The organism is Halosimplex rubrum (genome assembly GCF_013415885.1).
GTDB lineage: Archaea > Halobacteriota > Halobacteria > Halobacteriales > Haloarculaceae > Halosimplex > Halosimplex rubrum.
In genome coordinates this window covers 1,765,227-1,791,916 of record NZ_CP058910.1, presented here as the reverse complement: position 1 = coordinate 1,791,916, position 26,690 = coordinate 1,765,227, and the positions used below count along the sequence as shown (strand labels likewise).

The 26,690-nt window shown below is 69.1% G+C and carries 21 protein-coding genes and 1 pseudogene; 12 read left to right on the top strand and 10 right to left on the bottom strand.

Annotated features, from left to right (window positions below; all coding sequences use genetic code 11):
- The first annotated feature begins 28 nt into the window (after positions 1-28).
- A complete protein-coding gene (locus HZS55_RS08780; RefSeq protein ID WP_179911309.1) occupies positions 29-2,629 on the top strand; it encodes a DNA topoisomerase I in 2,601 nt (866 codons plus the stop codon).
- Between the two features lie 71 nt (positions 2,630-2,700).
- On the opposite strand, the gene HZS55_RS08775 is transcribed toward HZS55_RS08780, so the two are convergent.
- Positions 2,701-3,156 carry a Rieske (2Fe-2S) protein gene (locus tag HZS55_RS08775; RefSeq protein ID WP_179911308.1) on the bottom strand — a complete coding sequence of 152 codons (456 nt, stop codon included), beginning with the start codon at positions 3,154-3,156 and terminating at the stop codon, positions 2,701-2,703.
- A 389-nt stretch (positions 3,157-3,545) separates the two neighbouring features.
- Positions 3,546-7,643, bottom strand: a complete 4,098-nt coding sequence (locus HZS55_RS08770; RefSeq protein WP_179911307.1) for an Eco57I restriction-modification methylase domain-containing protein — start codon at positions 7,641-7,643, stop codon at positions 3,546-3,548.
- Positions 7,644-7,799: 156 nt separating this feature from the next.
- On the opposite strand from HZS55_RS08770, the gene HZS55_RS08765 reads away from it, so the two are divergent.
- The 4 genes from HZS55_RS08765 (at position 7,800) to HZS55_RS08750 (ending at position 11,060) form a co-directional block, all read left to right on the top strand.
- Positions 7,800-8,522 (top strand): phosphoglycerol geranylgeranyltransferase, encoded by a 723-nt coding sequence (locus HZS55_RS08765; protein ID WP_179911306.1) that lies wholly within the window; start codon positions 7,800-7,802, stop codon positions 8,520-8,522.
- 92 nt (positions 8,523-8,614) lie between these two features.
- A complete protein-coding gene (locus HZS55_RS08760) occupies positions 8,615-8,758 on the top strand; it encodes a hypothetical protein (protein ID WP_179911305.1) in 144 nt (47 codons plus the stop codon).
- A 121-nt stretch (positions 8,759-8,879) separates the two neighbouring features.
- The gene (gene aspS, locus HZS55_RS08755; RefSeq protein ID WP_179911304.1) at positions 8,880-10,184 is read left to right on the top strand and encodes an aspartate--tRNA(Asn) ligase; all 1,305 of its coding nucleotides are present in this window, start codon (positions 8,880-8,882) and stop codon (positions 10,182-10,184) included.
- 255 nt (positions 10,185-10,439) lie between these two features.
- On the top strand, positions 10,440-11,060 hold the full coding sequence (locus HZS55_RS08750; RefSeq protein ID WP_179911303.1) for a hypothetical protein: 621 nt from the start codon (positions 10,440-10,442) through the stop codon (positions 11,058-11,060).
- A 36-nt stretch (positions 11,061-11,096) separates the two neighbouring features.
- Here HZS55_RS08750 and HZS55_RS08745 read toward each other — a convergent pair whose 3' ends face one another.
- The 3 genes from HZS55_RS08745 to HZS55_RS08735 all read right to left on the bottom strand — a co-directional run bounded on the left by HZS55_RS08745 (position 11,097) and on the right by HZS55_RS08735 (position 12,922).
- Positions 11,097-11,894 carry a bacteriorhodopsin gene (locus HZS55_RS08745; RefSeq protein ID WP_246308426.1) on the bottom strand — a complete coding sequence of 266 codons (798 nt, stop codon included), beginning with the start codon at positions 11,892-11,894 and terminating at the stop codon, positions 11,097-11,099.
- Positions 11,895-12,054: 160 nt separating this feature from the next.
- Positions 12,055-12,570, bottom strand: a complete 516-nt coding sequence (locus HZS55_RS08740) for a hypothetical protein (RefSeq protein ID WP_179911301.1) — start codon at positions 12,568-12,570, stop codon at positions 12,055-12,057.
- Positions 12,571-12,619: 49 nt separating this feature from the next.
- Positions 12,620-12,922: a UPF0175 family protein gene (locus tag HZS55_RS08735; protein ID WP_179911300.1), complete on the bottom strand. Its 303-nt coding sequence runs from the start codon at positions 12,920-12,922 to the stop codon at positions 12,620-12,622.
- A 137-nt stretch (positions 12,923-13,059) separates the two neighbouring features.
- Here HZS55_RS08735 and HZS55_RS08730 point away from each other — a divergent pair, with 137 nt between their 5' ends.
- The 7 genes and pseudogenes from HZS55_RS08730 (at position 13,060) to HZS55_RS08700 (ending at position 19,414) form a co-directional block, all read left to right on the top strand.
- A complete protein-coding gene (locus tag HZS55_RS08730) occupies positions 13,060-13,509 on the top strand; it encodes an SHOCT domain-containing protein (protein WP_179911299.1) in 450 nt (149 codons plus the stop codon).
- A gap of 77 nt (positions 13,510-13,586) precedes the next feature.
- Positions 13,587-14,444, top strand: coding sequence for a pantoate kinase (locus HZS55_RS08725; RefSeq protein WP_179911298.1), 858 nt, complete (start codon positions 13,587-13,589; stop codon positions 14,442-14,444).
- A 188-nt stretch (positions 14,445-14,632) separates the two neighbouring features.
- On the top strand, positions 14,633-14,899 hold the full coding sequence (locus HZS55_RS08720; protein ID WP_179911297.1) for a UPF0058 family protein: 267 nt from the start codon (positions 14,633-14,635) through the stop codon (positions 14,897-14,899).
- Between the two features lie 147 nt (positions 14,900-15,046).
- Positions 15,047-15,463 (top strand): annotated as a pseudogene (locus HZS55_RS23000) (bacterio-opsin activator domain-containing protein); the annotation flags it as partial.
- A gap of 91 nt (positions 15,464-15,554) precedes the next feature.
- On the top strand, positions 15,555-15,782 hold the full coding sequence (locus HZS55_RS08710) for a helix-turn-helix domain-containing protein (protein ID WP_179911296.1): 228 nt from the start codon (positions 15,555-15,557) through the stop codon (positions 15,780-15,782).
- 162 nt (positions 15,783-15,944) lie between these two features.
- Positions 15,945-16,703 carry a 4-phosphopantoate--beta-alanine ligase gene (locus HZS55_RS08705; protein ID WP_179911295.1) on the top strand — a complete coding sequence of 253 codons (759 nt, stop codon included), beginning with the start codon at positions 15,945-15,947 and terminating at the stop codon, positions 16,701-16,703.
- Between the two features lie 137 nt (positions 16,704-16,840).
- Positions 16,841-19,414, top strand: a complete 2,574-nt coding sequence (locus HZS55_RS08700; RefSeq protein ID WP_179911294.1) for an AAA family ATPase — start codon at positions 16,841-16,843, stop codon at positions 19,412-19,414.
- A gap of 62 nt (positions 19,415-19,476) precedes the next feature.
- Here the strand turns inward: HZS55_RS08700 and hutH are convergent, their stop codons facing one another.
- Genes hutH through HZS55_RS08675 form a run of 5 tightly spaced genes read right to left on the bottom strand, consistent with a single transcriptional unit; the run spans position 19,477 to position 26,678 of the window.
- Positions 19,477-21,084 (bottom strand): histidine ammonia-lyase, encoded by a 1,608-nt coding sequence (gene hutH, locus HZS55_RS08695; protein ID WP_179911293.1) that lies wholly within the window; start codon positions 21,082-21,084, stop codon positions 19,477-19,479.
- The gene (locus HZS55_RS08690) at positions 21,077-22,444 is read right to left on the bottom strand and encodes an imidazolonepropionase (RefSeq protein ID WP_218927291.1); all 1,368 of its coding nucleotides are present in this window, start codon (positions 22,442-22,444) and stop codon (positions 21,077-21,079) included. Before HZS55_RS08690 ends, hutH begins: the two co-directional genes overlap by 8 nt.
- Positions 22,437-23,516: a formimidoylglutamase gene (gene hutG, locus HZS55_RS08685; RefSeq protein WP_179911292.1), complete on the bottom strand. Its 1,080-nt coding sequence runs from the start codon at positions 23,514-23,516 to the stop codon at positions 22,437-22,439. Before hutG ends, HZS55_RS08690 begins: the two co-directional genes overlap by 8 nt.
- Positions 23,509-25,365, bottom strand: a complete 1,857-nt coding sequence (hutU, locus tag HZS55_RS08680) for a urocanate hydratase (RefSeq protein ID WP_179911291.1) — start codon at positions 25,363-25,365, stop codon at positions 23,509-23,511. The genes hutG and hutU overlap by 8 nt, the downstream gene beginning before the upstream one ends.
- Before the next feature lie 59 nt (positions 25,366-25,424).
- On the bottom strand, positions 25,425-26,678 hold the full coding sequence (locus tag HZS55_RS08675; RefSeq protein ID WP_179911290.1) for a hypothetical protein: 1,254 nt from the start codon (positions 26,676-26,678) through the stop codon (positions 25,425-25,427).
- Positions 26,679-26,690: the final 12 nt, after the last annotated feature.

Here is a 26,690-nt window from a genome sequence, read left to right as displayed (position 1 = left end):
ACTGCCGCGGAGCCGGAGGTGGCGTCCGGTGGAACTGATAATCACGGAGAAGAACAACGCCGCGCGGCGCATCGCGGAGATCCTGAGCGGCGGGGACGCGACGACGACCCAGCGCAACGGCGTCAACGTCTACGAGTGGGGGCTGACCACCTGCGTCGGCCTCTCGGGCCACGTCGTCGGCGTCGACTTCCCCGAGGAGTATTCGGACTGGCGGGACGTGGAACCGGTCGAGCTCATCGACGCCGACATCGTCAAGTCGCCGACCCAGGAGAACATCGTCCGGACGCTGCGCCAGCTGGCCCGCGAGGCCGACGAGGCGGTCATCGCGACCGACTACGACCGCGAGGGCGAACTCATCGGCAAGGAGGCCTACGAGCTCATCCGCGAGGAGACCGACGCGCCGGTCAAGCGGGTGCGCTTCTCCTCGATCACCGAGCGCGAAGTGAAAAGCGCCTTCGACGAGCCCGACGACATCGACTTCGACCTGGCCGCCGCGGGGGAGGCTCGGCAGGTCATCGACCTCGTCTGGGGCGCGGCGCTGACCCGCTTTCTCTCGCTGTCGGCCCGCCAGCTCGGCGAGGACTTCATCTCCGTCGGGCGGGTGCAGTCGCCCACGCTGAAGCTCATCGTCGACCGCGAGCGCGAGATCCAGGCGTTCGACCCCGAGGACTACTGGGAGCTGTTCGCCGACCTCGCGAAGAACGGAGAGGCGTTCGAGGCGCAGTACTTCTACGACGACGACGGCAGCGAGGCCGATCGGGTCTGGGACGAGAGCGACGCGAACGAGGCCCACGAGCGCCTGCAGGAGGCCCAGAGTGCAGAAGTCACGTCGGTCCGCCGGCGCACCCGGACGGACAACCCGCCGGCGCCGTTCAACACCACCGCGTTCATCTCCGCCGCGGGGTCGCTCGGGTATTCGGCCCAGCGCGCGATGTCCATCGCCGAGGAGCTGTACACGACGGGCTACATCACCTATCCGCGGACGGACAACACGGTCTACCCCGAGGACTTAGAGCCCGAGGAGTTGCTCGACGAGTTCACGATGACCCACGAGTTCGGCGACGACGCCGAGTCGCTGCTCGAACTCGACGAGATCGAGGCCACCGAGGGCGACGACGAGACGACCGACCACCCGCCGATCCACCCGACCGGCGCGGTGCCCGACCGCGACGAACTCGACGAGGACGAGTGGGAGGTGTACGAACTCGTCGTCCGCCGGTTTTTCGCGACGGTCGCCGAGGCCGCGACGTGGGAGCACCTGCGCGTCGTCGCCGCGGCCAACGACTGCCAGCTGAAGGCGACCGGCAAGCGCCTGCTCGAAGCCGGCTACCACGACGTCTACCCCTACTCGTCGGCCAGCGAGTCGTTCCTCCCCGCCGTCGAGGAGGGCGACGCGCTCGACGTGACCGACGTGGAACTCGAGGCCAAGCAGACCCAGCCGCCCCGCCGGTACGGCCAGTCGCGGCTCATCCAGCAGATGGAGGAGATGGGCATCGGGACGAAGGCCACCCGGCACAACGTCATCGAGAAGCTCTACGACCGCGGGTACATCGAGTCGGACCCGCCGCGGCCGACGTCGCTGGCGGAGGCGGTCGTCGAGGCCGCCGAGGAGTTCGCCGACCTGGTCGTCAGCGAGGACATGACCGCCCGGCTGGAGGCGGACATGTCCGCCATCGCCAACGGCGAGGCGACGCTCGACGACGTGACCGAGGAGTCCCGCGAGATGCTCGACAGGGTGTTCGAGGAGCTCCGGGAGTCGCGCGAGGCGATCGGCGACCACCTCCAGGAGTCGCTGAAGGCCGACCGTCGGCTGGGCCCCTGTCCGGAGAGCGACCACGACCTGCTCGTCAGGCAGAGCCGCCAGGGCTCGTATTTCGTCGGCTGCGACGGCTTCCCGGAGTGTCGCTACACCCTCCCGCTGCCGAGCACGGGCGAGCCGCTCGTCCTCGAAGACGCCTGCGAGGAACACGGCCTGAATCACGTGAAGATGCTCGCCGGCCGTGACACGTTCGTCCACGGCTGCCCCCAGTGCAAGGCCGACGAGGCCGACGACACCGAGGACGAGGTCATCGGCGTCTGTCCGGACTGCGGTGAGGAGCACGGTGGCGACCTGGCGATCAAGCAATTGCGTTCGGGCTCGCGACTCGTGGGGTGTACCCGCTACCCCGACTGCGACTACTCGCTGCCGCTGCCGCGCCGCGGCGACATCGAGATCACCGACGAGTACTGCGACGAGCACGACCTACCCGAACTCGTCGTCCACAGCGGCGACGAGCCGTGGGAACTCGGCTGTCCCATCTGCAACTACCGGGAGTACCGGGCCCGCCAGGCCGTCGACGACCTGGAGGACCTAGACGGCGTCGGCCCCGCCACCGCCGAGCGACTGGAGACGGCCGGGGTCGAAGAGCCCGCGGACCTCCGCGAGGTCGACCCCGACCGCCTCGCCACGGAGATCCAGGGCGTCAGCGCGGGCCAGATCCGCGACTGGATCGCGCAACTGCCGGAGGTCGACCACGGCGACGACGACGACCCGGACGACGACACCGTGTCGGGAAGCGAAGACGGGAGCGACGAGGGGGACATCATGGACGACATCCACGCCGAAGTCGAGGAAGTCGAAAGCGACTGAGCGCTCGCCGCGCGCCGCGGTCCGAACGGCCGTTCGTTCTCCGCTTCTCGGTGCGGTTCGATATCCGTCCCTCAGAAACCCACGTGACTGGTCGAACTCGGACCCTCGTCGCCGTCGTCGATCTGGCCCTCGTGTTCGAACGCGTACTCCTCGTCGACGAGGAACACCGCACCGTCTTCGACGGCCACGTCCACGTCGGGGAGCGTCGTCCCGGCGGCTTCGCCGTTGTGGCAGTCGCCGGAACAGGCGTCGAACATCGACCCGTGTTTCGGGCAGACGATCTCCCCGTCGCGCATGGGGACGCCGCGGCCGGTGTCGAAGCGCTGGGCCTCGTGCGTGCAGCGGTTGATCCACGCCGCGACGCCGCCCTCGTCGTCGACCGGCGCGCCGCCGTCGGCCGCCACGTCCTCGTCGCAGGGGACCACGATGATCTCCTCGTCCACGTCGAAGGAGTCGGTCGCCGTGAACAGGAACGATCCGTCCTCGCGCACTTCCTCGACCGTCGTCAGTCGCGCGCCCGCTGGCATTGTCCGTCGATAGGACCGCGGCGAGTTAGGTCTGGTGGCGCCGATAGGTCTCCTGGGGCGGCGCGCGCCGTCGAGCGTGGCCGAGCATCGCGAGGGCCGCGAGACGCACCCGTGCGAGGGACGACTGAGGGAGCGAACGCGACCGAAGGAGTCGGTTGGGGAGGTGTGTGGCGCGGTGTGGCCTCCTGGCGGACTGAAAGGGCGAGGTGCGGTCGGCGGTTCTGCGCGGGCCACTATCCGAGGGAGCGAAGCGACCGAGGATATCCCGCACAGAACCGTCGAGCGGGGCGAGGGCTTTCATCGATTGCTGTCGAGTACGGTCGCTGTCTCTCGTAGCGAGCGGGGCGAGGGCTTTCATCGCTCGCCGTCGAGCGCGGTCACACCCGACCTCACTCCCCGACCGCGTCCTCGACGATCTCGATCTCCTCGTCGGTCAGCCCGTACAGCTCGTAGACGATCTCGTCGATCAGGTCGTCGGTGCGTTCGATCTTCGCCTCCAACTCCTCGGCCCGGGCCATCGTCTCGCGGTAGCTCGCCAGTCCCTCGGCCACGTCGGCGACCCGCGGCAGCGTCAGCGCGCGCAGGCGGTCGACAAGCGAGTTCGTCTTCGTCGCCGTCTCCCGGAAGCCCGCGAACCCGCCCGCCTCATCGACGGCGACGGGCACGAACGCCTCGATCAGGTCCGCCTCCGTCTCGGTGAGGTCGGTGATCCGGAGCGCCGGGAGCGGGTCGGTTTCGGTGTATGCATCCGCACCTTTCTTGTCTGGGTCGGGTTTGTAACGGGCTGTGAGTCTGATCTCGACCGTGCTATCCGATTCTCGGCTGACCGTGGCTTCGCCGACTTTGAGATTGGGCTTCTGTTTTGTGGTTTCCTGGAGGATAGACCCAGCGACATTTTCGGGCGGTTGAACAAATCCAATCTCTTCAAGGGAATCTCCAGTAGAATATGCTCCAAAGTAATCTAAGAGGTTGGTATTTAGCCGATTTTTTCTCTCTGTGGCATCTTCTATCTTAACTGTGAGGAAAGAAACAAAGTCATGAATAGCCCTCTGACCTGTGGACGACTCAATTAATTCATTGACCCGTGGGAATGCGGATTTTTCTTCAGATTCGTACCGGTTCTGAAGTTCCTCTAACTCTGTTCCGTCGGGTTCGTTGGAGATGCTTAAATTTCGGATCGGGAGGGATCGAACTTCCGAGAGTGTTGTCTGCCGGAAGTCGTCTTTTTGGGCTAATGCAGATGTTGACACATAAAGGAACGAAAGTAGGGAACTGTTCAAACAAGCAAACAAATATCGAAGCGACAGGTCAGTTCCATCTTTGATGAATGGATTCAGGTCTTTCTTTACTACAAATGATTCCTCTGCGACTGCGGCCATAAGCCGATCATCTCTGCTTACTAATCGACGGAGTAGAATCCTTGGTTGAGTGTAGTATTCTTTTTGTGATTCATTTCCGCTGAAATCAATGAATCGCTCCTCAGTCACAGTCAAGGAATATCGATACACGTCACACTCTTTATATGACAGGAAATCCTCCGATTCCTTTTCATCAGAGTAGTCAAAAAAGGAGGCGACAATTCCCTGTTGGGACCTCGTAAGTGCGCCTAATTCAGAGAACCGCTCGGATTCATAGGATTGCAACAATTCGTAATAGTTACTGGAAGTGTATATTTTCGAATTTTTGTCGTTGGTTAAATATTCATAGGGAACTCTGCTGAATCCGTCCCTGAGTGCGTCTACATCGCGGATTCTGTTTCTCTTTTCAAACTCTTTTGCTAGAAACTCACCTGAATTGCCGCCCGACTCTTGGAATATCGCTATATTTGTGTCAACGTAGGCATCTTCGAATACATCAAACGGGAGATTAATGATCTTTTCAATGCTTGCCTCTCCACTAGCGAGGCGCTTCTCTCTAAATTTAGAATAGTTTTCTCCTGTTTCCCAGGCCACTGGTGTAATCATTCCAGTGAACGCATTCGTGCGTGCTAACTCGAATGAACGTTCTAAGAAAGCGACAGAGAGGTCATATTTTCTGTAGAGGGTTTCGTAACGTTCTGTGAGAAATTCCTTTTGAAGTTCTGCGATTTGTTCTGTTGGAACATACGGCGGATTCCCGACCACGGCATCGAACCCGGAATCGTCTCGCTTCTCGCCCTCGTCGTCGAAGAACACCTCGGGGTACTCCAGTTCCCAGTGGAAGAAGTCCTCGCGGCCGGCAACTGACTGCGCTTCCGAGAACCACGGTTCGGATTCGATTTCGGCCCAGTCGTCGGCGTCCTCGATAGCGCCGGCCATCTCCTCGTACGCACCTTCTGGAACGTCCGCGCCGAACTGCTCGGCCGTATGGACGTTCGCCAGCTCGAAGAGTCGCTGATACAGCGGGTCGTCGCGGATCTTGTCGTACAGCTCTTCCATCGACTTGATGTCTTCAAGTTCCTCGTTGTCGATGGCGAGTAGGTCCTTCATCAGGTCCATCACGTGATCGAGCGTCCGTCGTCTGGCACGTTCGAATCGGGAGAAGGTCGTTTGGACGATCCCGTCGTCCTGGTCGACGGTTTCTCCTTCGATTTCGGAATCGTCGCTCAGAACGTTCGTAATGTCCGAACCAACGAGCGAGTTCCCGGCTTTGAGCCGGTGGTCCAAGAACGCGAGGGGTTTGTCAGCCGCCAGCGTTTCCAGCCACATCGAGAGCTTCGCCAGTTCGACGGCCATGCCGTTCACGTCCACGCCGTAGATGCACTCCTTGGCGAGCGTGCGCCGGATCACTTGCTCGTCACGACCCTGCTCACCTTCCCGGACGACCTCCATCACCTGCTCCGTGAGATAGCCGACCGCTTTCGTGAGGAAGTGCCCCGATCCCATCGCCGGGTCGAGGATCGTCAACTCCTGCACTTGCCTGTAGAACCGCCCGAAGTACGTCGGATCGCCCGGCTCCAGCCCGTCCGCACGAAGCTCCGAATCGATGTCGTCGATCAGCGGGTCGACGGTCTCCTCGACGATGTAGGCGACGACGTAGTCGGGCGTGTAGTAGGCGCCCGTGGCCTTGCGCTCGCCGTCGTCGTTGACGACGAACAGCTCGCCCGCCTCCACCGTCTCGACGGCCTCGGCGACGGTCACGTCCGTCGCGGGCTCCCAGACCTGGCCGCCGTCCTCGGCGACGGCGGCGTAGGCCTCCGGCGCGATGCGGAACTCGTGTTCGAGCAGGCCCTCGTAGATGCTGCCGAGGTGGCGGGTGTCGAGGTCGGCGTAGTCCGCGAGGACGAACGAGCCATCGTCGGCTTTCGTGGTTCCCAGGCGGTAGATCACCTCGGCGACGTAGCGGTCGGCGACCTGATTGTCCGCGAGGAACTCGTGGTTGTCGTCGTCGAACAGGCCGCCGTTGTACGGCGGGATGCCCAGCGACTCCTCGCCCGAATCGACCAGCCGAAAGAGGTCCTCCAGCCGGCTCCACATCGACGTGGCGTGCTCGCTGTAGTCGGACAGCGACCCACCGCCCTCGATCTCGTCGTTGACCTCCAGTCGCAACGTGTCGAGGCTGAAGTGTTCCTCGTACTCGTCGACCGCGTCGGGGTCGTCCGGGTGGATGAGCCCCCGCGACTCGGCGTAGAGGACGAACATCAGCCGATAGAGGAGGACGAGCGACTGCTCTTTCAACTGCTCCAGGGCCGCGTCGTCGTCGGGGTCGATGTCGAGGTCGTTCGTCTCGACGAAGCCCTCGCCGAGCACCCGGAGCGCGGTGAAGACGTTGTCCTGCAGGTCCTCGCCGAGTTCCTGCGCCGCGGTCTCGCTCTCGGACCAGACGGTGTCGAGGAAACACGTCCCGGCGGTCTCGCGGAACGCCGCCGGCCGGAAGAACGCGAAGAAGTACTTGAACTGCTCGACGCTGCCCGAACGCAGCAGTTCCGGCAGGTCGACCTCGTAGTAGGTCTCGGTGGCGTAGTCCTTGGTCCCGTAGAGGCGCCACTTGCGGCCGTCGGTGAGAACGCCCCAGCGCATCCGCTCGGGCGTGTGTTCGAGGTAGTACTTGATCTGGTGGGAGGCGTCGCGATAGGAGCGCTGTTCGCTGAACCGCGCGGAGAAGTCGGCGTCCCACTGTTTCGCTTCGAGGACGGCCGCGGCGGTCCCGTACATCGCCTCGGGCTCGCCCTCCTTCTTCCGGAGCGCCCCCTCGCGGCGGTCGTCGTCCGACTCGAACAGGAGTCGGTCGTTGTACCCGCCGCTTTCGGGGAGCGTCGTCTCGGACATCGTCCCGAACCCGAGGGTGTCGAGCACCTCGTCGATCCACGAGTCGAGCAGTTCGTCTTCCTTGTACGACGGCAGGAGATCGCCCTCCAGTTCCCACAGGTCCTGTAGCTCCTCGAACGCCGCGCGCGCTTCGTCGTCGCAGTCCCACGCGTCGAGGTCGGCGACGCGCTCGTCGAGATAGTAGTTGGAGAAGAGATTCGAGTTCTGATACGGCGTCGACGGGAGGGTCGCCTGACTCATCGGATACCCCTATGTCCTGTCGGCGATCACCAAAAGCGTAGGTGCTCCGGCGGCCCCTACATCCGGATTTCGGCGCTGCGTTCCGAACGGCGGCGCCGAAACCCCGCGCTACTCCTATCCGAAGCGGTTTTACGGTCCGGTGAGATGTGTGCGAGTATGCAGAGGCCGTGGGACGACTGGGATCACGTGCTGAAGGTCGACCCGGACAAGGATCTGGTCGACGGCGAGACGTACGCGGACGTCGTCACCTGTGGCACGGACGCCATCGAGGTGGGCGGGACGACGGGCGTCACCGAGGAGAAGATGGCCGACGTGGTCGAGGCCTGCGCCGAGTACGACGTGCCGCTGTACGTCGAGCCCTCGAACCCCGCCAACGTCGTCTACCGCGGCGGCGTCGACGGCTACCTCGTCCCCGCGGTGCTCAACGCCGGCGACATCGCCTGGCTCACCGGCGTCCAGAAGGAGTGGGTCCGCATCGACGACGACATCGACTGGGAGCGCACGTTCACCGAGGGCTACGTCGTCTTGAACCCCGATTCGGCGGCCGCGAAACTCACCCAGTCCGACTGCGACCTCGACGCCGAGGACGTGGCCGCCTACGCCGAGGTGGGCGAGCGGATGCTCGGCCAGGAGATAATTTACGCCGAGTACTCGGGCACCTTCGGCGACCCCGAGATCGTCGCCGCCGCGGCCGGCGCGCTGGAGGAGTCCACCCTGTTCTACGGCGGCGGCATCCACGACTACGAGTCGGCCAACACGATGGCCGACCACGCCGACACCGTCGTCGTCGGCGACCTGGTCCACGACGAGGGTGTCGACGCCGTCGCCAAGACCGTCGAGGGCGCCAAGGACGCCAGGGCCGCGGCCGTCTCCGAGTAGTTCCGCCGCCCGCGCCCGTCGACGTTCGACCCGGACAGTGCCGCCCCAAGGTTCAATTGGCTCCGGTCCCGCGCTCCGGGTGGTGTGATACCATGTGCCACGAATACGCCTCCCGGGTCTGGGACCGCGAGTCCGAGAACCGCGAGTCCGAATCGGACGACGACCTGCCGGCGTTCGCCGACGAGGAGGGCGGCGACGACGTGGAAGTGCTGACCGACGGCGGCGACGAGTCGTAACCGACCGCGATTTTTTCGAGGCGCTCGCACGCCGTCGACCGGCGGGGGTACCGTTCGGTGGCGTGGGAGGCGTTGGCGCCGAAGGACTGTCCTTAAGTCGGGGCCACCAGAAGCCACTCCCATGGACGACCGCACCTACACAGCCGAGGCCGAGCCGGGCGAGACCGTCACGGTCGCCGGCTGGGTCCACGAGATCCGCGACCTCGGTGGCATCGCCTTCCTCATCCTCCGGGACCAGTCCGGGAAGATCCAGGTCAAGTTCGAGAAAGACGAGATGGACGACGACCTCGTCGAGGCGGGACTGGGAGTTCACCGCGAGTCCGTCGTCGCCGTCACCGGCGCCGTCGAAGAGGAGCCCCGAGCGCCCACCGGCGTCGAGATCACGCCCGACTCCCTCGACGTGGTCGCCGAGGCCGACCCCGAACTGCCCCTCGACCCCTCGGGCAAGGTCGACGCCGACCTCTCGACGCGGCTGGACAACCGCACGCTCGACCTCCGGAAGGACGAGACCAAGGCCATCTTCGAGATCCGCGCGGAGGTCCTCCGCTCGGTCCGCGAGGCGTTCCGGAACCTCGACGCGACGGAGATCAACACGCCGAAGATCGTCGCCACCGGCACCGAGGGCGGGACGGAGCTGTTCCCGATCACCTACTTCGGCCAGGAAGCGTTCATGAACCAGAGCCCCCAGCTGTTCAAGCAGCTGATGGTCGGCTCCGGCCTCGAACGCGTCTTCGAGATCGGCCCGATCTTCCGCGCCGAGGAGCACAACACGCCCCGCCACCTCAACGAAGCCACCTCCATCGACTTCGAGTCGGCCTTCTACGACCACACCGAGGCGATGGACGCCTGCGAGACCATCGTGAAGGCCGCCTACGAGGGCGTCGCCGAGAACTGTCAGGACGAGCTCGAAGCGCTCGACCTGCACGAGGAGTTCGAGGCGCCGGAGGGCGACTTCCCGCGGCTCACCTACGAGGAGGCCATCGAGCGGATCAACGCCACCGGCGAGCTCGACGAGCAGCTCGTCTGGGGCGACGACCTCCCAACGGAGGGCGAGCACGCGCTCGGCCAGGACGTGGGCGAGCACTACTTCATCACCGACTGGCCCTCGGAGATCAAGCCGTTCTACATCAAGGACCACGACGACGACGAGGGGCTCTCGACGGGCTTCGACATGATGCACCCGACGATGGAGCTGGTCTCGGGCGGCCAGCGTGAACACCGCTACGACCACCTCGTCGACGGGTTCGAACAGCAGGGTCTCGACCCCGAGCAGTTCGACTACTACACCAAGATGTTCAAGTACGGCATGCCGCCCCACGCCGGCTGGGGCCTCGGTGGCGAGCGCCTCGTGATGACGATGCTCGGCCTGGGCAACATCCGCGAGGCGGTGCTGTTCCCGCGGGATCGTCAGCGTCTGAGTCCGTAGATAGCGAGATCGCGGAGCGACCTCGGAGCGCGAACAGCGTGGGAGTAGTGCTCCCACGGGCCGTGCGAGCGGGCCCGCGGCCCGCGAGCAGACGGCGACCGCAGGGTGCCGTGAGCGGCGAAGACCTGAGAGCCAGCGAGACGAGCGAAGCGACGCGCGGGCCGCTCGATCTCGCGGCGGTCCGAAACCGCCAGCGGCCCTCTCCGGAGACGCGCAGCCGTCAACGTTTTTCCCTGCCACTCCCGAAGCGAGCCCGTGGAGTGGACGACTTACACGTTCGAGTGCGCGGACGAGGCGGCCCGCGAGTCGCTGGTGGCGTGGTTCGACGACCGCCACCCGGTAGCGATACCCAACGGGGAGGACTGCGTCCACGGCGACCTCGTCGACGGCGACGGGACGGAGCGGGCGGCCGACCTGGCGTGGGTCGCCGACTACTGTTACGTCCTCGTCGAGGAGCCGGTCCCCGGCCTGCTCGTCGAGAGCGCGCCGCTGTGGGAGCGGGCGGCCGTCGGAACGTTCGATTCGGAGACGGAGACCTGCACCGAGGCGGTCCTCTACCGGTCGGACAGCGACGACGCACCCGACGAGATCGCCCGCTACGAGGGGTGCGAGGGGCTGGCCGGCCAGGATATGCTCTATCGGTTCGCGATGGCCCATCGGTTCCGGTTCCGCGCGTTCGCCCAGGCGCCGCCGGCGCCGATGCTCGTCGAGGTCTTCGGGGCGTTCGACGCCGTCGCCGGCATGGGCTGGGGGAGCGATCTGCTGGCGGAGTTCGAAGCCGAGACGGGCGTCGAGCCGACCGCCCGCGGCGTCGAGTTCCTCGAAGACGACCCCGTCCTCGACGACGGCGAGTTCTACGAGGCCGCCGAAGAGTGAGATAAACGGCGGGCAGACCGCTCGACCACCGACGGGTCAGTCGTCGTCGACGGCCGTGGCGCCGCTGGCGTCGGTGCCCAGCCCGGCCGTTTGAACCACGTCCTGGTTGGCGGCGACCCACTGGAGCAGCAGGAACGCGAAGAGGTACTTCGCACCGATATCGAGCAGGGAGTAGCCCCACGAGGTCAGCCCGACCGACTCGACCAGCGCCAGTCCTTCGATGCCGACCGCCCAGATGATCGGGTAGCCGAGCCACAGCACGACCGTCAGCGCGCGCAGCGTGCCGAAGATCTCGTCGGTGCCCGCGGCCGTCGCCGACTGGGGCCACTCGACGAGGACGGCGTACAGGACCACCACGAAGAACGCACAGCTGATGCCGTAGAACACCCAGCGGAGCGCGTACGAGGAGGTGACCAGCGCCGCGGCGAGTCCGGTGATGCACATCCCGATATCGGCTGCGATGGTCGTGAACAGACTACCCACGTCCACGTCGGCCAGGAGCCCCAGCGCGAGCAGGATCATCGGCGTCGACAGCGCCCACGTCAGATATCGACCCCACTGGCTCATCACCTCTTCACCTCCCAGGGCGTGTCCCGCCGGCATCTCGATGAATCCGACTGTCAGCCCCGACACGAGTCCCGTGTAGCTCGATATCGAGACCAACGGGATCATGAGCGTCGCTCCGAAGATGAGCTTCGCCCGCGTCCCCTCGACGTCCCGTCCCATGTACACGAACAGCAGTATCGACAGCCCGGCCAGCGCGATGTTCGCCCACAGCGACGACGAGAGCAAGACGTCGTTGCTGATCTGCTCGAACGCGTCCGATTGGCTCATCTGGAGGACGGCGGTGCTTGGAGTCACTGGTGACATACGTTCACAATTCTGACCCGAGCCATGTAGTATGTGGTACCAAACTATGCGGGGGTCGTGTCACACCGGACCGGCAACATACGGCCCCTGCTATTGACGATCCGATTCCGAACGTTTGCGGACGCTACTCCCCGACCGCACCGACCGCCTGCGAGCGCATCTCGCCGGTCATCTGGATGCCGTTGGCGTCGATGCGGCGGACGATCCGCCGGGCCTGCGAGCGAGAGAGGTACTTGTCCTCGGCGGCGGCGCGCGCGACGACGCCGAAACAGCTGGTGACCGCGCCTCCCAGACCTTCGGCGATGCGGCGGACGCGGCGGTCCTCGGAGACGACGGCGACGGCGTGGCGGTCGTTCGGGTCCGCGTGGGCGATCACGCCCGCGAGCATCGACGCCTCGTGCGTGCCCTCGTCGATACCGACGACCTCGACGGCCCGCTCGTGGGCGGTGTCGGGCACCGCCGTCGACACGTCGGTCTCGTCGAGAAAGGACGCCAGCGCGCTCCGCGCGGGCTCGGTCGTCACCTGTGCCTCGACGATCTCGGGGACGACGAGCCGGCCGTCGAAGCTCTTCAGCAGGTCGAGCTCGCCGACTTGCCCGAGCGCGTAGAGGCTCGTCGGGCCGACGTAGATGCGGCTCATCCGCGGGCCCCCCGAGTCGAGTCCGACGACCCGGCGGGGTTCCCGCCGGTCATAGCTCCTGTGCGGTGTAGGCGTCGTCGCCGAGGTCCTCGGCGGCCAGCTGGGTGGTGAGGTTGCGCTCGTGGGCGATCTCCAGCCACTCGCCCAGGGAGACGCCGGCGATGCGGGCGGCCTCGGCGACGGAGGCGTCGCCCGACTGGTAGCGCTCGACCGCGCGGCGGACGCGCAGCTCGGCCAGTCCCTCCCGCAGGGCCTTCCGGATCGTCGTCGATCGGTCCTCGTCGAGCAGTTCGGCGACCGCGTCCAGTTCCTCCTTCTCCTCGTCCGGGAGGCGCGCGCTGACTGACGGCATACTCGATACGATGTCCGACAGCGGATACAATAATTCTGTGGGTCCCCGCCGCCGTTCGCGGCGCCGACGCGCTCCGCTCGGCCCTTCGGAGCCGGCCGGCGAGGTAGATACAAATGGGGGGCAGTCGACGATCCGGTATGGCACGCGACGAACGCGGCGCCGTCGAACCCGACGGAGACGAGGAGGAGAGCCCGCTCGTCGGCGTCGCGACCGGCGCGGTCACCTTCCTGACGCTCGGCGTCGCCTTCTCGCTCATGTTCCTCGGCGTCGACTACTTCTGGGTGGCGTTCCCGGTCGGCTTCGGCGGCGGCATGCCGCTCGCGGTCGCGCTCGCGAAGTACTACGAGTCGAAGCGGGAGGCCGACCGCGAGCGCGGACGCGGGCGCCGCGACCGCGGCCGCTCCGACGAGGCCGACGAGGCGCTCGCCGAGCTGCGCGACCGCTACGCCCGCGGGGAGATCGACGACGCGGAGTTCGAGACCAGAGTCGAGCGCCTGCTGGAGACCGAGTCGGTCGACGACGCCGAGACGTTCCTCGCGGAATCGGACGGCGAGGACGACCGCTCGGCGGAGCGCGAGCGGGCGTGAGCGGCGGACCCGTCCGTCGGGGGCCGACGGCGCCCCGAGGACGAAACTGATTACAGGCGCCGCGCCCACGGGGGAGTATGACAGCGGTGGCACGGGCGTTCGTCCCCGGGCACGTGACGGGGTTTTTCACCGTCGACCGGGCCGACGACCCGACGAAGGCGGGGTCGCGCGGCGCGGGACTGGCGCTCTCGGAGGGCGTGACCGTCACCGTCCGGCCCGCCGACGCGGTCGCGGTGACGCTGAACGGCGAATCGGTCGATATCGAGGCCGTCGAGCGCGTGCTCGACGCGCTGGAGGCGACGGTCGCGGTCCGCGGCGTGACGGACCTGCCCGTCGGCTCGGGGTTCGGCGTCTCCGGCGCGATGGCGCTCGGCGCGGCGCTGGCGACGAACGAACTGCTCGACCGGCGGCTCTCGACGTACGAACTCGCGACGATCGCCCACGGCGCGGAGGTCCAGGCCGGCACCGGGCTGGGCGACGTGGTCGGCCAGCTCCACGGTGGCGTCCCGATCCGACTCGAACCCGGGAGCCCCCGGCACAACGAGATGGACGCGGTGCCGACCCGCTCGCGCGTCGAGTTCCAGACGTTCGGGGAGCTGTCGACGAGCGAGGTGATCGGCGGCGAGACGGCGACCATCTCGGCGGCCGGCGAGCGGGCGCTCTCCCGGCTCGTCCAGGAGCCGACGCTGGAACGCCTCGTGGCGTCGTCCCGGCAGTTCTCCCGGGAGGCGGACCTGGTCACCGACCGGGTGTACGAGGTGGTGACCGACGTGGCCGAGGCCGGCGGCGAGGCGACGATGGGGATGCTCGGCCAGACGGTCCTCGCGCTCGACACCGGACTCAGCGACGCCGGCTACGACCCGACGGCCTGCCGGATCGACCCGACGGGAGCGACGCTGGTCGCCCCGCCGAGCGACCGGACGCTCCCGGAGTAGGCGCCGCCTACCGCTCGCTGGCGGTGGACCGTACTATTCAGGTATTCGTTTTTCATCCGTGGCACTCGTCTGTCACGACGGGCCGACGACGCGCGCGGCTTCGGTCCCGCCTCTCCCACCACCCCACCCCGGTTCGTGCCTTCGACCCATCGGCCCGCGGCGCCGCGGGGCCACCTACCACGCCACCCATGCGAAAACGCGAGACACTCTACCTGCACGCGTTGTTCGTCCTGATCCGACAGGAGTTCGAGGACGAGCGCGACCTGGCGACCGGCCCGTTCGACGAGTGCGATGCCACGGCGGTCGGTCCGACGGCGATCCACCGCTCGAAGGACGCACACCGGCGGGCGCTGTTCGCGCTCTCCGCGGAGCTGAGCGCGACGGCCGCATCGGCGACGGACGACGCGGAGCGCCCTCGGTCGGACGCCGAGGGTTCGAACCGGTATGCGAGGTGACCGACGACGGCGGGTTTCGCCCCCGGTGTACTCGTCCGCGTCGAACCGCACAAGGCACTTCCCGCCGTACCCGCGGAGTTCCCGCTATCGTAGAATTTGAAAGCGTTTGCGCGGTCGACCGCACGACTGCGTGCGGTCATCCGAGCGATGTCTTTCAAATTCTACGATAGGACGGCGGCGCCCGCCGAGCGACCGACGGAGCTCGAGTTCCGGGTGACCAGCGCCGACTACACGTTCGTCAGCGGGTCCGAACGTGGCTCCTGTCGGTGGATACTCCGGGAGCTCCTGCCGCGGTCGGACGGCGAGTGCCTGGAGCTCTTCGAGGTGCGCGACGCCTCGCCCGCGACCGTCGACCGGATCACCGACGCCGAACCGGTCGAGGAGCGGCTGGTCGACCACCACACCGAGAACGGCGTGTTGGTCTGTCACGTCGAGGAGGCCGCCGACTGCGTCGCGACGACGCTGGCCGACGAGGAGGCGTTCCTCCGCGACCTCTGGGCCGAGGAGGGCGACGGCCGCGTCGTCGAGGTGTTGCCCTCCCGCGACGCGGGCGCGGTCGTCGACTCCGTCACGGACGAACACCCCTCGGTCGACCTGGTCGCCAAGCGCGACCGCCCTCGCGAGGGCGCTCTTCCTCCGCCATCAGGTCCAGGACGTGCTCGCGAGGGAACTCACGGACGGTCAGCTGGAGGTGCTGGTGACCGCCTACCGGACCGGCTACTTCGAGCGACCCCGCGAGACGACGGGCGCGGAGGTCGCCGCGGACCTCGATATCTCGCCGTCGACGTTCTCCCAGCACCTCCGGGCCGCCCAGCGCAAGCTCCTCACCGCCCTCTTCGCGGAGTGCGGCCCGGCCGCCGGCCACCGGATCGACGCGGAGTGAGCCGCCGGCCCCGGCCGTCCCGACTCGCCAGCCCCGGCGGCCACGACCCGCCAGTCCCCGGCCGTCACGACCCGTCGGCCCCGGGTCGAGACGCGGCACCGACCGCTCGCGGTCCGGTCCGGAAACGTCGGGTTTTCGGCGCTCGGCCGCGAGCGTCCGGGCATGACCGACGCCGACATCCCGGAGAGTCACCCGCGCTACGAGTCGCTGCTCACCCGCCACCGCATCGAGGCGGGGGTCGAAGACGGGATCACCTCCCGGCAGGGCCTCATCGCCCAGGGCCGCGGCGAGGCGTTCGACTACCTGCTCGGCGAGCGCACGCTCCCGTCGGCCGACGGCGCCGCCCGCGCGGCGGCCGCCCACCTCCTGCTGGCCGATCACCCCGTCCTCTCCGTCAACGGCAACGTCGCCGCGCTCGTCCCCGGCGAGGTCGTCGACCTGGCGGAAGCGACGGGCGCCGACATCGAGGTGAACCTCTTCAACCGCACCGCCGAGCGGATGGAGCGGATCGCCGACCACCTCCGCGAGCACGGCGCCAGCGAGGTGAAGGGGCTCACCGCCGACGGCCGTATCCCGGGGCTGGACCACGAGCGAGCGAAGGTCGACGCCGACGGCATCGGGGACGCCGACGTCGTCCTCGTCCCGCTGGAGGACGGCGACCGCGCCGAGGCGCTGGGCGAGCTGGGCAAAGTCGAGGTCGTCATCGACCTCAACCCGATGTCCCGCTCGGCCCGCGCGGCCGACGTGCCGATCGTCGACAACGTGATCCGCGCGGTCCCGGCGATCACCGAGCACGCCCGCGAGTTGGTCGACGCCGACCGCGAGACGCTGGAGGGGATCGTCGCCGACTTCGACGCCGACGAGACGCTGGCGGCTGCCGAGCGGGCGATCCGCGAGGGGAGCGACGAAGCGGAGGCCTGAGGCGCCCGGCCGTCGGGCGAGCGCGGCCGGTCGGCGGTCGGCGGTCGACGGTCCCGACCGTCGTCGGTCGGAACGTTGATGCCCCTGACCGTGTCACTCGGGCGTAATGAGTCGCGCACGCGACGGGGGGCTCTGACGTGCTGCCGAAACGGTTCGCCTTCGACCGTCGGCTGCCCGACGAGGAGCGGGTCCGGGCGGCCCTGGACGAGCGAGCGATCACGCCGTTCGGTCCCGGCGAGACCCTCGATCGGCTGCATCGGGTCCTCTATCCGGTCTTCCGCCTGGAGTTCGAGTACGAGGCCTCGGAGCTGCTCTCGTTCGGCGAGAACCGCGAGACGACGACCACGCTAGTCGACGGGCTTGTCGAGGGCAACGACCGGTTCGTCCACGAGTACGTCGACGGGACGGCCGACCCGGCGACGGTCGACCCCGGCGAGTTCGACCTGGGGACCGACCACCCGGGCCTGGGGACGACGGTGATGCTCGAGTTCCAGGCGACCGACGACCGCGCCGAGAGCGTGCTGGTCGAGCGGCTGATCGACTACCGCGAGCGCCGCGCGGCCGCCGGCGAGGAGGCCGCGGCGGTCTTCCTCAACAAGTTCAAGGACACTTACGGACTGCCCAACGACTTCGACCCCGACGGCGGCATCGACGTGACCGACGTGAGCCGCGTCTATCTGCCCTTCTGGCTCGCGGAGTTCCGCGCCGAAGCGGCCGACCACGCGTACCTCGTCTCCTTCCGCGACGAGGCCGACGCCGACGTGGACCACCCCGACGGCTGGGTGGCCGAGTGGGTCTCCGGCGACCCGACGGTCGTCGGCGACTTCGGGTACGACGTCGACCTCGACCGGGTCCAGCGGGGCGGCGGGACGGGCTCCGCGGGCGACACCGGGAGCGAGAGCGACGCGGACGGCCGGGGCGTCGAGGGCGCCGAGACGAACCACGAGAGCGGGCCGGAGCCGCTCGATCCGTCGGGCGGCCGCGGCGGGCGGCCCGGCACCGACGAGGCGACCGAAGTCGTCCAGCCCGACGGCGTCGAGATGGACGCCGACTCGCTGGTCGACCCCGCGCCGGCGCACGGCTTCGGCGAGGTCGGCGGGATGGCCGACCTGAAAGAGACCCTGCAGCACAAGGTGATCCGGCCGGTCACCGACCCCGACCGGTTCGCCGAGTACGGGCTGAGCGTCGTCAACGGCGTCCTCTTGCACGGCCCGCCCGGCTGCGGGAAGACCTACGTCACCCGTGCGCTCGCCGGCGAACTCGGCCACGCGTTCGTCGAGGTGTCGCCCGCCGACGTGACGAGCAAGTACATGGGCGAACCGGCCCAGAAGATCGCCGACGTGTTCGCGATCGCCCGGGCGAACGCCCCGTGTCTGCTGTTCGTCGACGAGATCGACGGTATCGCCGGCGACCGCGGCGGCGAGAGCGACATGAACTCCAGCGAGCAACAGCTCGTGAACCAGCTGCTGACCGAACTCGAATCGCTGGACGACCACGACGTGGTCGTCGTCGGCGCGACCAACCTGCTGGAGGACGTGGACCCGGCCATCCGCCGGTCGGGGCGGTTCGACGAGCGCGTCGAGGTGCCGCCGCCGGGCGCCGACGCCCGCCGGGCCATCCTCGACCTCCACCTCGCCGGCCGACCGACGGCCGACGGCCTGGATCCGTCGCCCGTCGTCGAGCGGACGGTCGGCTACGCCGCCAGCGACCTCGAGCTGATCGCCGAGAACGCGGCCCGCGAGGCGCTGCGCGACGAGGCGCCGATCGGCCAGTCTCACCTCGAACCGGCCCTCGAGTCGACGGACTCCAGCATCGGCGAGTGGGTCGGCGTCTCCCACAAGGCGGGGACCCACGTCGTCCAGCCCGACGGGGTAGACCTGTCGGCCCGGTCGCTGGTCACCGTCGACGTGGACCGCTCGTTCGACGACGTGGGCGGGATGGACGAGCTGAAAGACAGGCTGCGCGAGACGGTGCTTGACCCCCTCTCGAATCCGGGGACCTACGACCGCTACGACATCGACGTGCTCTCGGGCCTGCTTTTGTACGGCCCGCCCGGCTGCGGGAAGACCCACGTCACGCGGGCGCTGGCGGGCGAACTCGACCACGCGTTCGTCGAGGTCTCCCCGGCGGACCTGACGAGCAAGTGGATGGGCGAGCCCGAGAGCAACGTCGCCGACCTGTTCGAGATCGCCCGCGCGAACGCGCCGTGTCTCCTCTTCATCGACGAGATAGACGCCGTTGCGGGCTCTCGCAGTGGGGTAGGGTCGAGTCGGCAGGGCATGGTCAACCAGCTGCTCACCGAACTGGAGTCGCTCGACGAGGACGACGTGGTCGCCGTCGGCGCGACCAACCTGCTGGAGGACGTGGACCCGGCCATCCGCCGGTCGGGGCGGTTCGACGAGCGCGTCGAGGTGCCGCCGCCGGGTGCCGACGCCCGCCGGGAGATCCTCGACCTCCACCTCGCCGGCCGGCCGGTCGCCGACGCCGTCGACTGGGACCGGGTCGTCGAGGGGACCGAGGGCTACGCGGCCAGCGACATCGAACTCCTCGCCGAGAACGCCGCGCGCAACGCGCTGGGCGACGGCGCGGCCATCGACGACGGCCACCTCGACACGGCCCTGTTCGAGACCCAGTCCAGCCTCCGCGACTGGGACGAGGGCGACCGCTACGCGGCCAGCGACGCCGGCTCGGACCTCCGGTTCTCCGGGTGAGCGGCCGTCCCGGCGGTCGGGCGCGGCCGTCCGCGTCGTCCGAGACCGGTGGCGACAGGCGCTCAGGTCAGCGGCTCGTCGAGCGCCGCGTTCACCCGCGCTTCGAGGTCGCCCGAGGCGACCAGCTCGGCGACTGCGGCCAGCTCGTCGGCGAGCGGGCGGTCCTCGTCCAGCGGCGGGACGCGCTCGCGGACCGCCTCGTAGGCGGCGCCGGTGCCGCGGCCCGGGGCGAGGTCGTCGTCGACGAACTCGGCGGCCTGGGCGCCACACAGGAGTTCGATCCCGACGACGCGAGCGACGCGGTCGGCGGTCTCGCGGGCGCCCCAGGCGGCGGTGGCGCTCATGCTGACGTGGTCCTCCTGGTTGCCGCTGACGGGCGTGTTGTCCGTCGAGGGGCGGCCCGCGGCCCGGCACTCGTTGACCAGCGCGGCCGCGGTGTACTGGGCGATCATGTACCCCGAGCGGAGACCGGGCTCGGTGGTGAGAAAGGGCGGGAGGTGCGACTCCTGGGTGTTGGGGTTGAGCGTGCGGTCGACGCGCCGCTCTGCGATCGCGGCGAGTTCGGTCAGCGCGCCCGTCAGGTAGTCCAGCCGGAGCGCGAGGGGTTCGCCGTGGAAGTTGCCGCCCGAGAGCACCGCGGCGCGGTCGGTGCCGCTGGCGCGGTCGGCGGCGGCCGTGGCCTGGTCGGTCCGGTCGGCGATCGACTCGCGGCGGAAGACCAGGGGGTTGTCGGTGGCGCTGTTCAGCTCGACTTCGACCGCCGCCCGGAGGTGGGCGACGGCGTCGCGGACGGCGCCGTGGACCTGCGGGAGACAGCGCGTCGAGTAGGCGTCCTGCACGCGGTCGCAGTTGCGGTGGGAGTCGACGACCTCCGAGCCGGCGGTCAGCCGCCGGAGGTTCGCCGCACTCGCGGCCTGGCCCTCGTGGGGGCGGACGGCCTGGATCGCCGGGTGGCTGGGGACCGTCGAACTCAGCGTCACCTCCGTCGTCAGCGCGCCCGCCACGTCCGCGGCCCGGACCAGCCGCTCCGTATCGACGACGAGCAGCGCGCCGAGCCCGACCGTCAGTTGCGTGCCGTTGATGAGCGCCAGCCCCTCCTTGGCGCCCAGCGTCAGCGGCTCCAGCCCCGCGCGGGCCAGCGCCGTCTCGCCGTCGAGCCGTTCGTCCTCGACTTCGGCTTGCCCCTCGCCGAGCAGGACGATAGTCGCGTGGGCCAGCGGCGCCAGGTCGCCGCTGGCGCCGAGGCTCCCCGTCCGCGGGACGACCGGGTGGACGCCCTCGTTCAGCATCGTCACGAGGTGGTCGGCGACGACCTCGCGGACGCCCGAATACCCCTTGACGAGCGCGTTGACCCGCGCGAGCAGCATCGCGCGGACGGCCTCCGCGGGAAGGGGGTCGCCGCTGCCGGCACTGTGGCTGCGCAGGAGGTTCGTCTGCAACTGCGCGACGTCCTCGCGGGGGATGCGCTGGTCGACGAGTTCGCCGAAACCGGTGTTGACGCCGTAGACCGCTTCGTCGCTCTCGACCACGTCTTCGACGCGCTCGCGGGCGACGCGGACCGCCTCGCGGGCCTCGTCGGTGATAGCGACTTCGGCGCCCTCGCGGGCGACGGCGGCCACGTTCTCCGGAGTCAGCGACTCGCCGTCGAGGACGACCGTCGCCTCAGACATCGGGTCCACCTCCGCCACCCCGACCGCCGCCGTCGCCGGGGTCGCCACCCGTCTCGCCGGTCCACTCGGGGCCGACGACCGGTCGGCCCTCTTTCAGCACCGTCGCGACGCGGTTGACCCCGTAGCTGTAGGGGACGTGGACGTGCGAGGGCGCGTCGAGGACGACCAGGTCGGCGGGCGCGCCCTCGCGGAGGGCGCCCAGATCGGGGCGGTCCAGCGCGCGGGCGCCGTTGCGGGTGGTGGCCACCAGCGCTTCGGCGGGCGTGAGTCCCATCTCGACGCAGGCCAGCGCGCTCGCGAAGCCCGTGCTCTGGGAGTGGCAGTTCGGGTTGAAGTCGGTCGCGACGGCGACCGGCGCGCCGGCGTCGACCATCGCCCGCCCGTCGGCGTAGTCGGCGCCGAGCCCGAAGGCGGTGCCGGGCAGGAGCACGGGCGTCACGCCCGCCTCCACGAGCGCTCCCACGTCCTCGTCGGTGGCGTGCAGGAGGTGGTCGGCGCTGGCGGCGCCCACCTCCGCAGCGAGCTTCGCGCCGCCGCGGTGGGCGAGTTCCTCCGCGTGGACCTTCGGCGTCAGGCCGCGCTCGGCGCCCGCGTGGAGGACGCGCCGCGACTGGTCGACGGTGAACGCCCCCTCGTCGCAGAAGACGTCGCAGAACTCGGCGACACCCTGCGATTCGACGGCCGGGAGCTGCTCGGAGACCACGCGGTCGACGTAGTCATCGGCGTCGACGGGGTCTCTCCCGCGGCTCGCGGCTTCGCCGCTCGCTCGGTCCGAGGCCTCCCTGCGGTCGGCCTCGCGCGGCACCGCGTGAGCGCCCATGAACGTCGGGACCACGTCGACGGGATGGCGGTCGTCGGCGCGGTCGATGGCGTCGAGCATCCGCAGCTCCGTCTCGGTGTCGAGGCCGTAGCCCGACTTCACCTCGACGGTGGTCGTTCCGTGGGCGACCATCACGTCGAGGTGGTCGAGCAGATTCCCCAGCAGTTCGTCGTCGGTCGCGGCCCGCGTCGCCCGGACGGTACGGTGGATGCCGCCGCCGTTCGCGAGCAGTTCCCCGTAGGTCGTCCCCCGGAGTTTCGCCTCGAACTCGTCGGAGCGGTCGCCGGCGAAGCAGGCGTGGGTGTGCGAGTCGACGGAGCCGGGTATCACCGCCCGACCGCTCGCGTCCACTTCGTGGACGGCGTTCGCCGGCGGATACTCGCGGGTCACCTCGTCGGTGGGACCGACCGCCGCGATAGCCCCGTCGACGACCGCGACCGCGCCGTCCTCGACGACGCCCGCCGGGTCGTCGCTCCCGAGGCCGCCGGTCGCGGTCGCCACCTCGGCGGCGCCGTGGACGACCGCCGTCAACTCAACCATCGAGCGCCCCCCTGCGGCCGTGGCGGCCCTTCGGCGCGGCGAGGCTGGCGAGGAAGTGCGCGACCGCGCGGGCGGCGGCGTCGACGGTCCGCCCGCCCTCGTCCAGCGGCGGCGCGCACTCGACGACCTCGAAGCCGGCGACGCGGCCGTGGGTCGCGACGTGTTCGAGCAGGCGGTACAGTTCCCGCGTGGAGAGCCCGCCGGGCGTCAGCGCGCTGACGCCCGGCGCGGCCGCCGCGTCGAGGACGTCGAGGTCGACGCTGACGTAGATGGCGTCCACGTCGCCCAGCGAGGCGATGGCGTCGTCCATCGCGTCGACGGGGTCGGCGGCCACATCGGCGGGCGTGAACACGCGCCCGCCCCGTTCGTGGAGGTAGTCGTGGTAGGCGGTCGACGTCTCGAAGTTGCGCGCGCCGACCACCGCGAGTTCGTCGAGCCCGTCGGCGAACAGCTGTCGGTAGGGCGTGCCGCTGGTGGGGCCGACGCCCTCCCGGACTTCGCGGCAGTCGAGGTGTGCGTCGAAGCTGAGGACGCCGAGCGACCCCCGCTCCAGCAGCGGCGCGGCGTTGGGGTACGTCAGCGAGTTGTCGCCGCCGAGGAACATCGGGACGACGCCCCGGCCGTAGAGTTCGTCGGTCACCTCGCGGACGTGCGCCTGAACGGATTCGACCGACGGGTCGTCGGCTTCGGTGCCGTCCGGGAGGTCGATATCGCCGAGGTCGGCCAGTCCGACACTAGGGCCGGTCGGGCCGTGGATCCGCTCGGTCGCCGTCACCTCGCCGTCCTCGTCGACAGGGTCGCCCGCGACCGAGATCGGACCGAGGTCGACGTGGTGGGTCTTCGCCGCGGCCAGCGACGCGCGGATCGCGGCCGGACCCTCCGCGGCGCCGCGGCGGCCGATGACCGCGCCGTCGTAGGGTTCGCCGACGAACACCGCGCCGTACTCGCCGAGGTCGTCGAGGGAGGCCGGTTCGACGGCGTCGCCGAACTGTTCGTCGTTCGGGTCGGCCGAGGGCCCCGTCCACGCCGACGGCGGCGAGAACTCCGCCGTCCCGGCCGGGCCGTCACCCATCGCGGTCCTCCATCGGGACCGCGATATCGGACGTTCGGGCCCGTTCGAGCGCCGCCTCGTAGCCGGCGTCGGCGTGGCGGACGACGCCCGTCCCGGGGTCGGTCGTGAACACGCGCCGGGCCTTCTCGGCGGCGAGATCGGAGCCGTCGAGGACGACGTGGTTGTTGGTGTGGAGGGCGTTGCCGATGCCGACGCCGCCGCCGTCGTGGACGCTCACGATGTCCGCGCCGGCGGCGCAGTTCAGCAGGGCGTTGAGGATCGGCCAGTCGGCGACGGCGTCCGAGCCGTCTTTCATGTCCTCGGTCTCGCGGTTGGGCGAGGCGACGCTGCCGGCGTCGAGGTGGTCGCGCGTGACGACGACCGGCGCCCGGATCTCGCCGTCGGCGACGAGGTCGTTGATCCGAAGGGCGAAGCGAGCCCGTTCGGTGAGCCGCTCGTCGTCGCCCTCGGCGGCTTCGTCGCCTCCGCTCCGAGACGCCTGCGGCGTCTCGCTCGTTTCCGCACCCAGCCAGCAGACCCGCGCGGGCAGTCCCTGAAACGAGACCCGCTCCCGAGCGAGGTCGATCCAGCGGTGCAGCGCGTCCTTCTCGGGGAACAGCTCTTTGACGGCCTCGTCGGTCCGGTGGATGTCGGCGGGGTCGCCCGACAGCGCGACCCAGCGGAACGGGCCCTTCCCCTCGCAAAAGAGGGGTCGGACGTAGGCCGGGACGAACCCCGGGAAGTCGAAGGGTGCGCGCTCGGCGTCGGTGGCGCCCGAGAGCGGCCAGCGAACCTCGTCGTCCCCGCTTCCCTCGCTATCGCGGGCGCGTTCGGCCCGGAAGTCGGCGACCTGGCCGCGGACGTTGTTGCCGTACTCGACGGCGACCGCGCCGCGCTCCTGCAGTTCGAGGATCGCGTCGACGTGCCGTTCCATCGTTTCGAGGCTCTCCCGTTCGTAGCGCTCGGGGTCGCGCTCGCGCAACTCGTCGGCCTCCGCCACGGTGTAGCCCGAGGGGTAGTACCCCTCCAGGGCGTCGTGGGCGGCGGTCTGGTCGGTGACGACGTCGGGGACGAACTCGCGTTCGAGCATCGCTTCGAGCACGTCGGCGGCGTTGGCGTGGACGCCGACCGAATACGGCTCGCCCGCCGCCGCGGCCGCTTCGGCGCGCTCGATGGCCTCGTCGAGGTCGTCGGTCTTCTCCTCGCAGTAGCCCGTCTCGATACGTCGGTCGATGCGGGCCTCGTCGACCTCCGCGGCGATACAGACGCCCTCGTTCATCGTCACCGCGAGCGGCTGTGCGCCGCCCATCCCTCCGAGTCCACCGGTGACGACGACGTTCCCTTCGAGGGACCCGCGAAAATGCTGGCGTGCGGCTTCGGCGAGCGTCTCGTAGGTGCCCTGAACGATCCCCTGGGTCCCGATGTACGCCCACGACCCGGCGGTCATCTGGCCGTACATGATCAGGCCCTTCGCTTCGAGTTCGTGGAACTGTTCCCAGTTGTCCCACTTCCCGACGAGGTTGGAGTTGGCGATGAGGACCCGGGGCGCCCGCTCGTGGGTCTCGAAGCGGCCGACGGGTTTGCCCGACTGGACGAGCAGCGTCTCGGTGTCGCCCAGTTCGCGGAGTTGTGCGACGATGGCGTCGTAGGCGTCCCACGAGCGGGCGGCGCGGCCGGTCCCGCCGTAGACGACCAGGTCCTCGGGGAGTTCGGCGACCTCCGGGTCGAGGTTGTTGTCGAGCATGCGGAGCGCGGCCTCCTGGCGCCACCCCTCGCACTCGATGTCGGTCCCCGTCGACGCGCCCGGGTCGGCGCGCCACCGGTCGCTGGGGTCGCCGACCGCGGCGCCGTCTGTCGTCTGTTGTGCCATGTGATCACTTGGGGGGAGACGGACAAAAGGTGCGTGCCGCCCGGGAGGGTCCGGCCGCGCTACGGCGCTGCGACAGTCACGTTTCCGGCGGTGCCGCCCGCGGTCGCGTTCGCGACGAACGACTCGGTTCCGGCGAAGGCGACGACCGTCGCCTCGCCGACGCGCGTCGAGCGGAGTTCGGTCGCGTTCCGCGATTCGAGGTCGGTTTCGAGGTCGGCGACGGCGTCCGCGAGTTCGTCGGCGTCTCCGGCGGAGTCCATCCGGAGGACCCACGCCACGCTCGGGTCGGTATCGTCGCCGAACCGGACGAGTCTGTCGGCGCCCCACCCCGTCGCGGCGGTGTCGACCTGGTCGTCGGGGAGGCCGGCGTGGAGCCACGCCCGGAGTTCGATCTCGCCGGCGCGGCGCCGCTCGCCGACCGCCCAGCGGTCGCCGCCGTCGACGCGCACGTCCAGCGAGCGGACCGGTTCCGCGCCGGGTTCGAGACGGTGGACGACCGCTTCGGCGGACTCGGGCGGCGACTCGAAGACCGCCGAGAGGTTCGTCGGCTCGTCGACTCGCTCCTCGACGTAGCGCGCCCCGAAGTAGATCTCACCGGCCGTCTGTCGGTAGGCTCCGGGGGCCTCGTCGTAGACACACTCCCTGACATCGACGGGCCGAGACCCGTTCCAGCGCTTGTCGTAGCGTTCGGCGTACCGGTCCGTGGTGTACACCGCGACACCACCCGTGAGGTAGGTGGACGACTCGCCGAGTTCGGTCATATCCACGGACCCCGACGCCCGTCCCTGAAACGTGTGACCGAGTTCGTGGACGAAGATCAGCTCGACGGCTTCCGCCGAGAGGGTCCCCTGGGTGATGGAGATGGGGTCGCCGCCGGACGCCGAATAGAACGTCGCACAGTCGGAGACCGACCCCGCCTGCAGTCCCAACGCCGCCTGGTACGGGCGAGGTTCGATCGCCGAGAAGTCGAACGCGTCCCGGTCCCCGACGACGACCTCGGGAACCGGCTCGTCGACGCCGAGCAGCCGCTCGACGCGGCGGTAGACGACCGTCGCGTTGAACGGGAGCTCCCCACCGCGAACGGCGACGCGCCGGCTCTCGCCGACGCCGGCCGGGTCACCCGGTCCGACTCCGCGCTCGGTGGCCGACGGCTCCGATCCATCGGGCGTCGCGGTCGACGTCACTCCCGGTTCGGTGCCGGTCGCGGCCGGGGTCGGATCCGGCGTCGTGCTCGCGCCGAACGGCGCCCCACAGCCGGCGAGAACGAGGAGGCAGGCGAGCGATAGCGTCGAGAGGGCCCGTCGGGTCGCCATATCACCCGATAG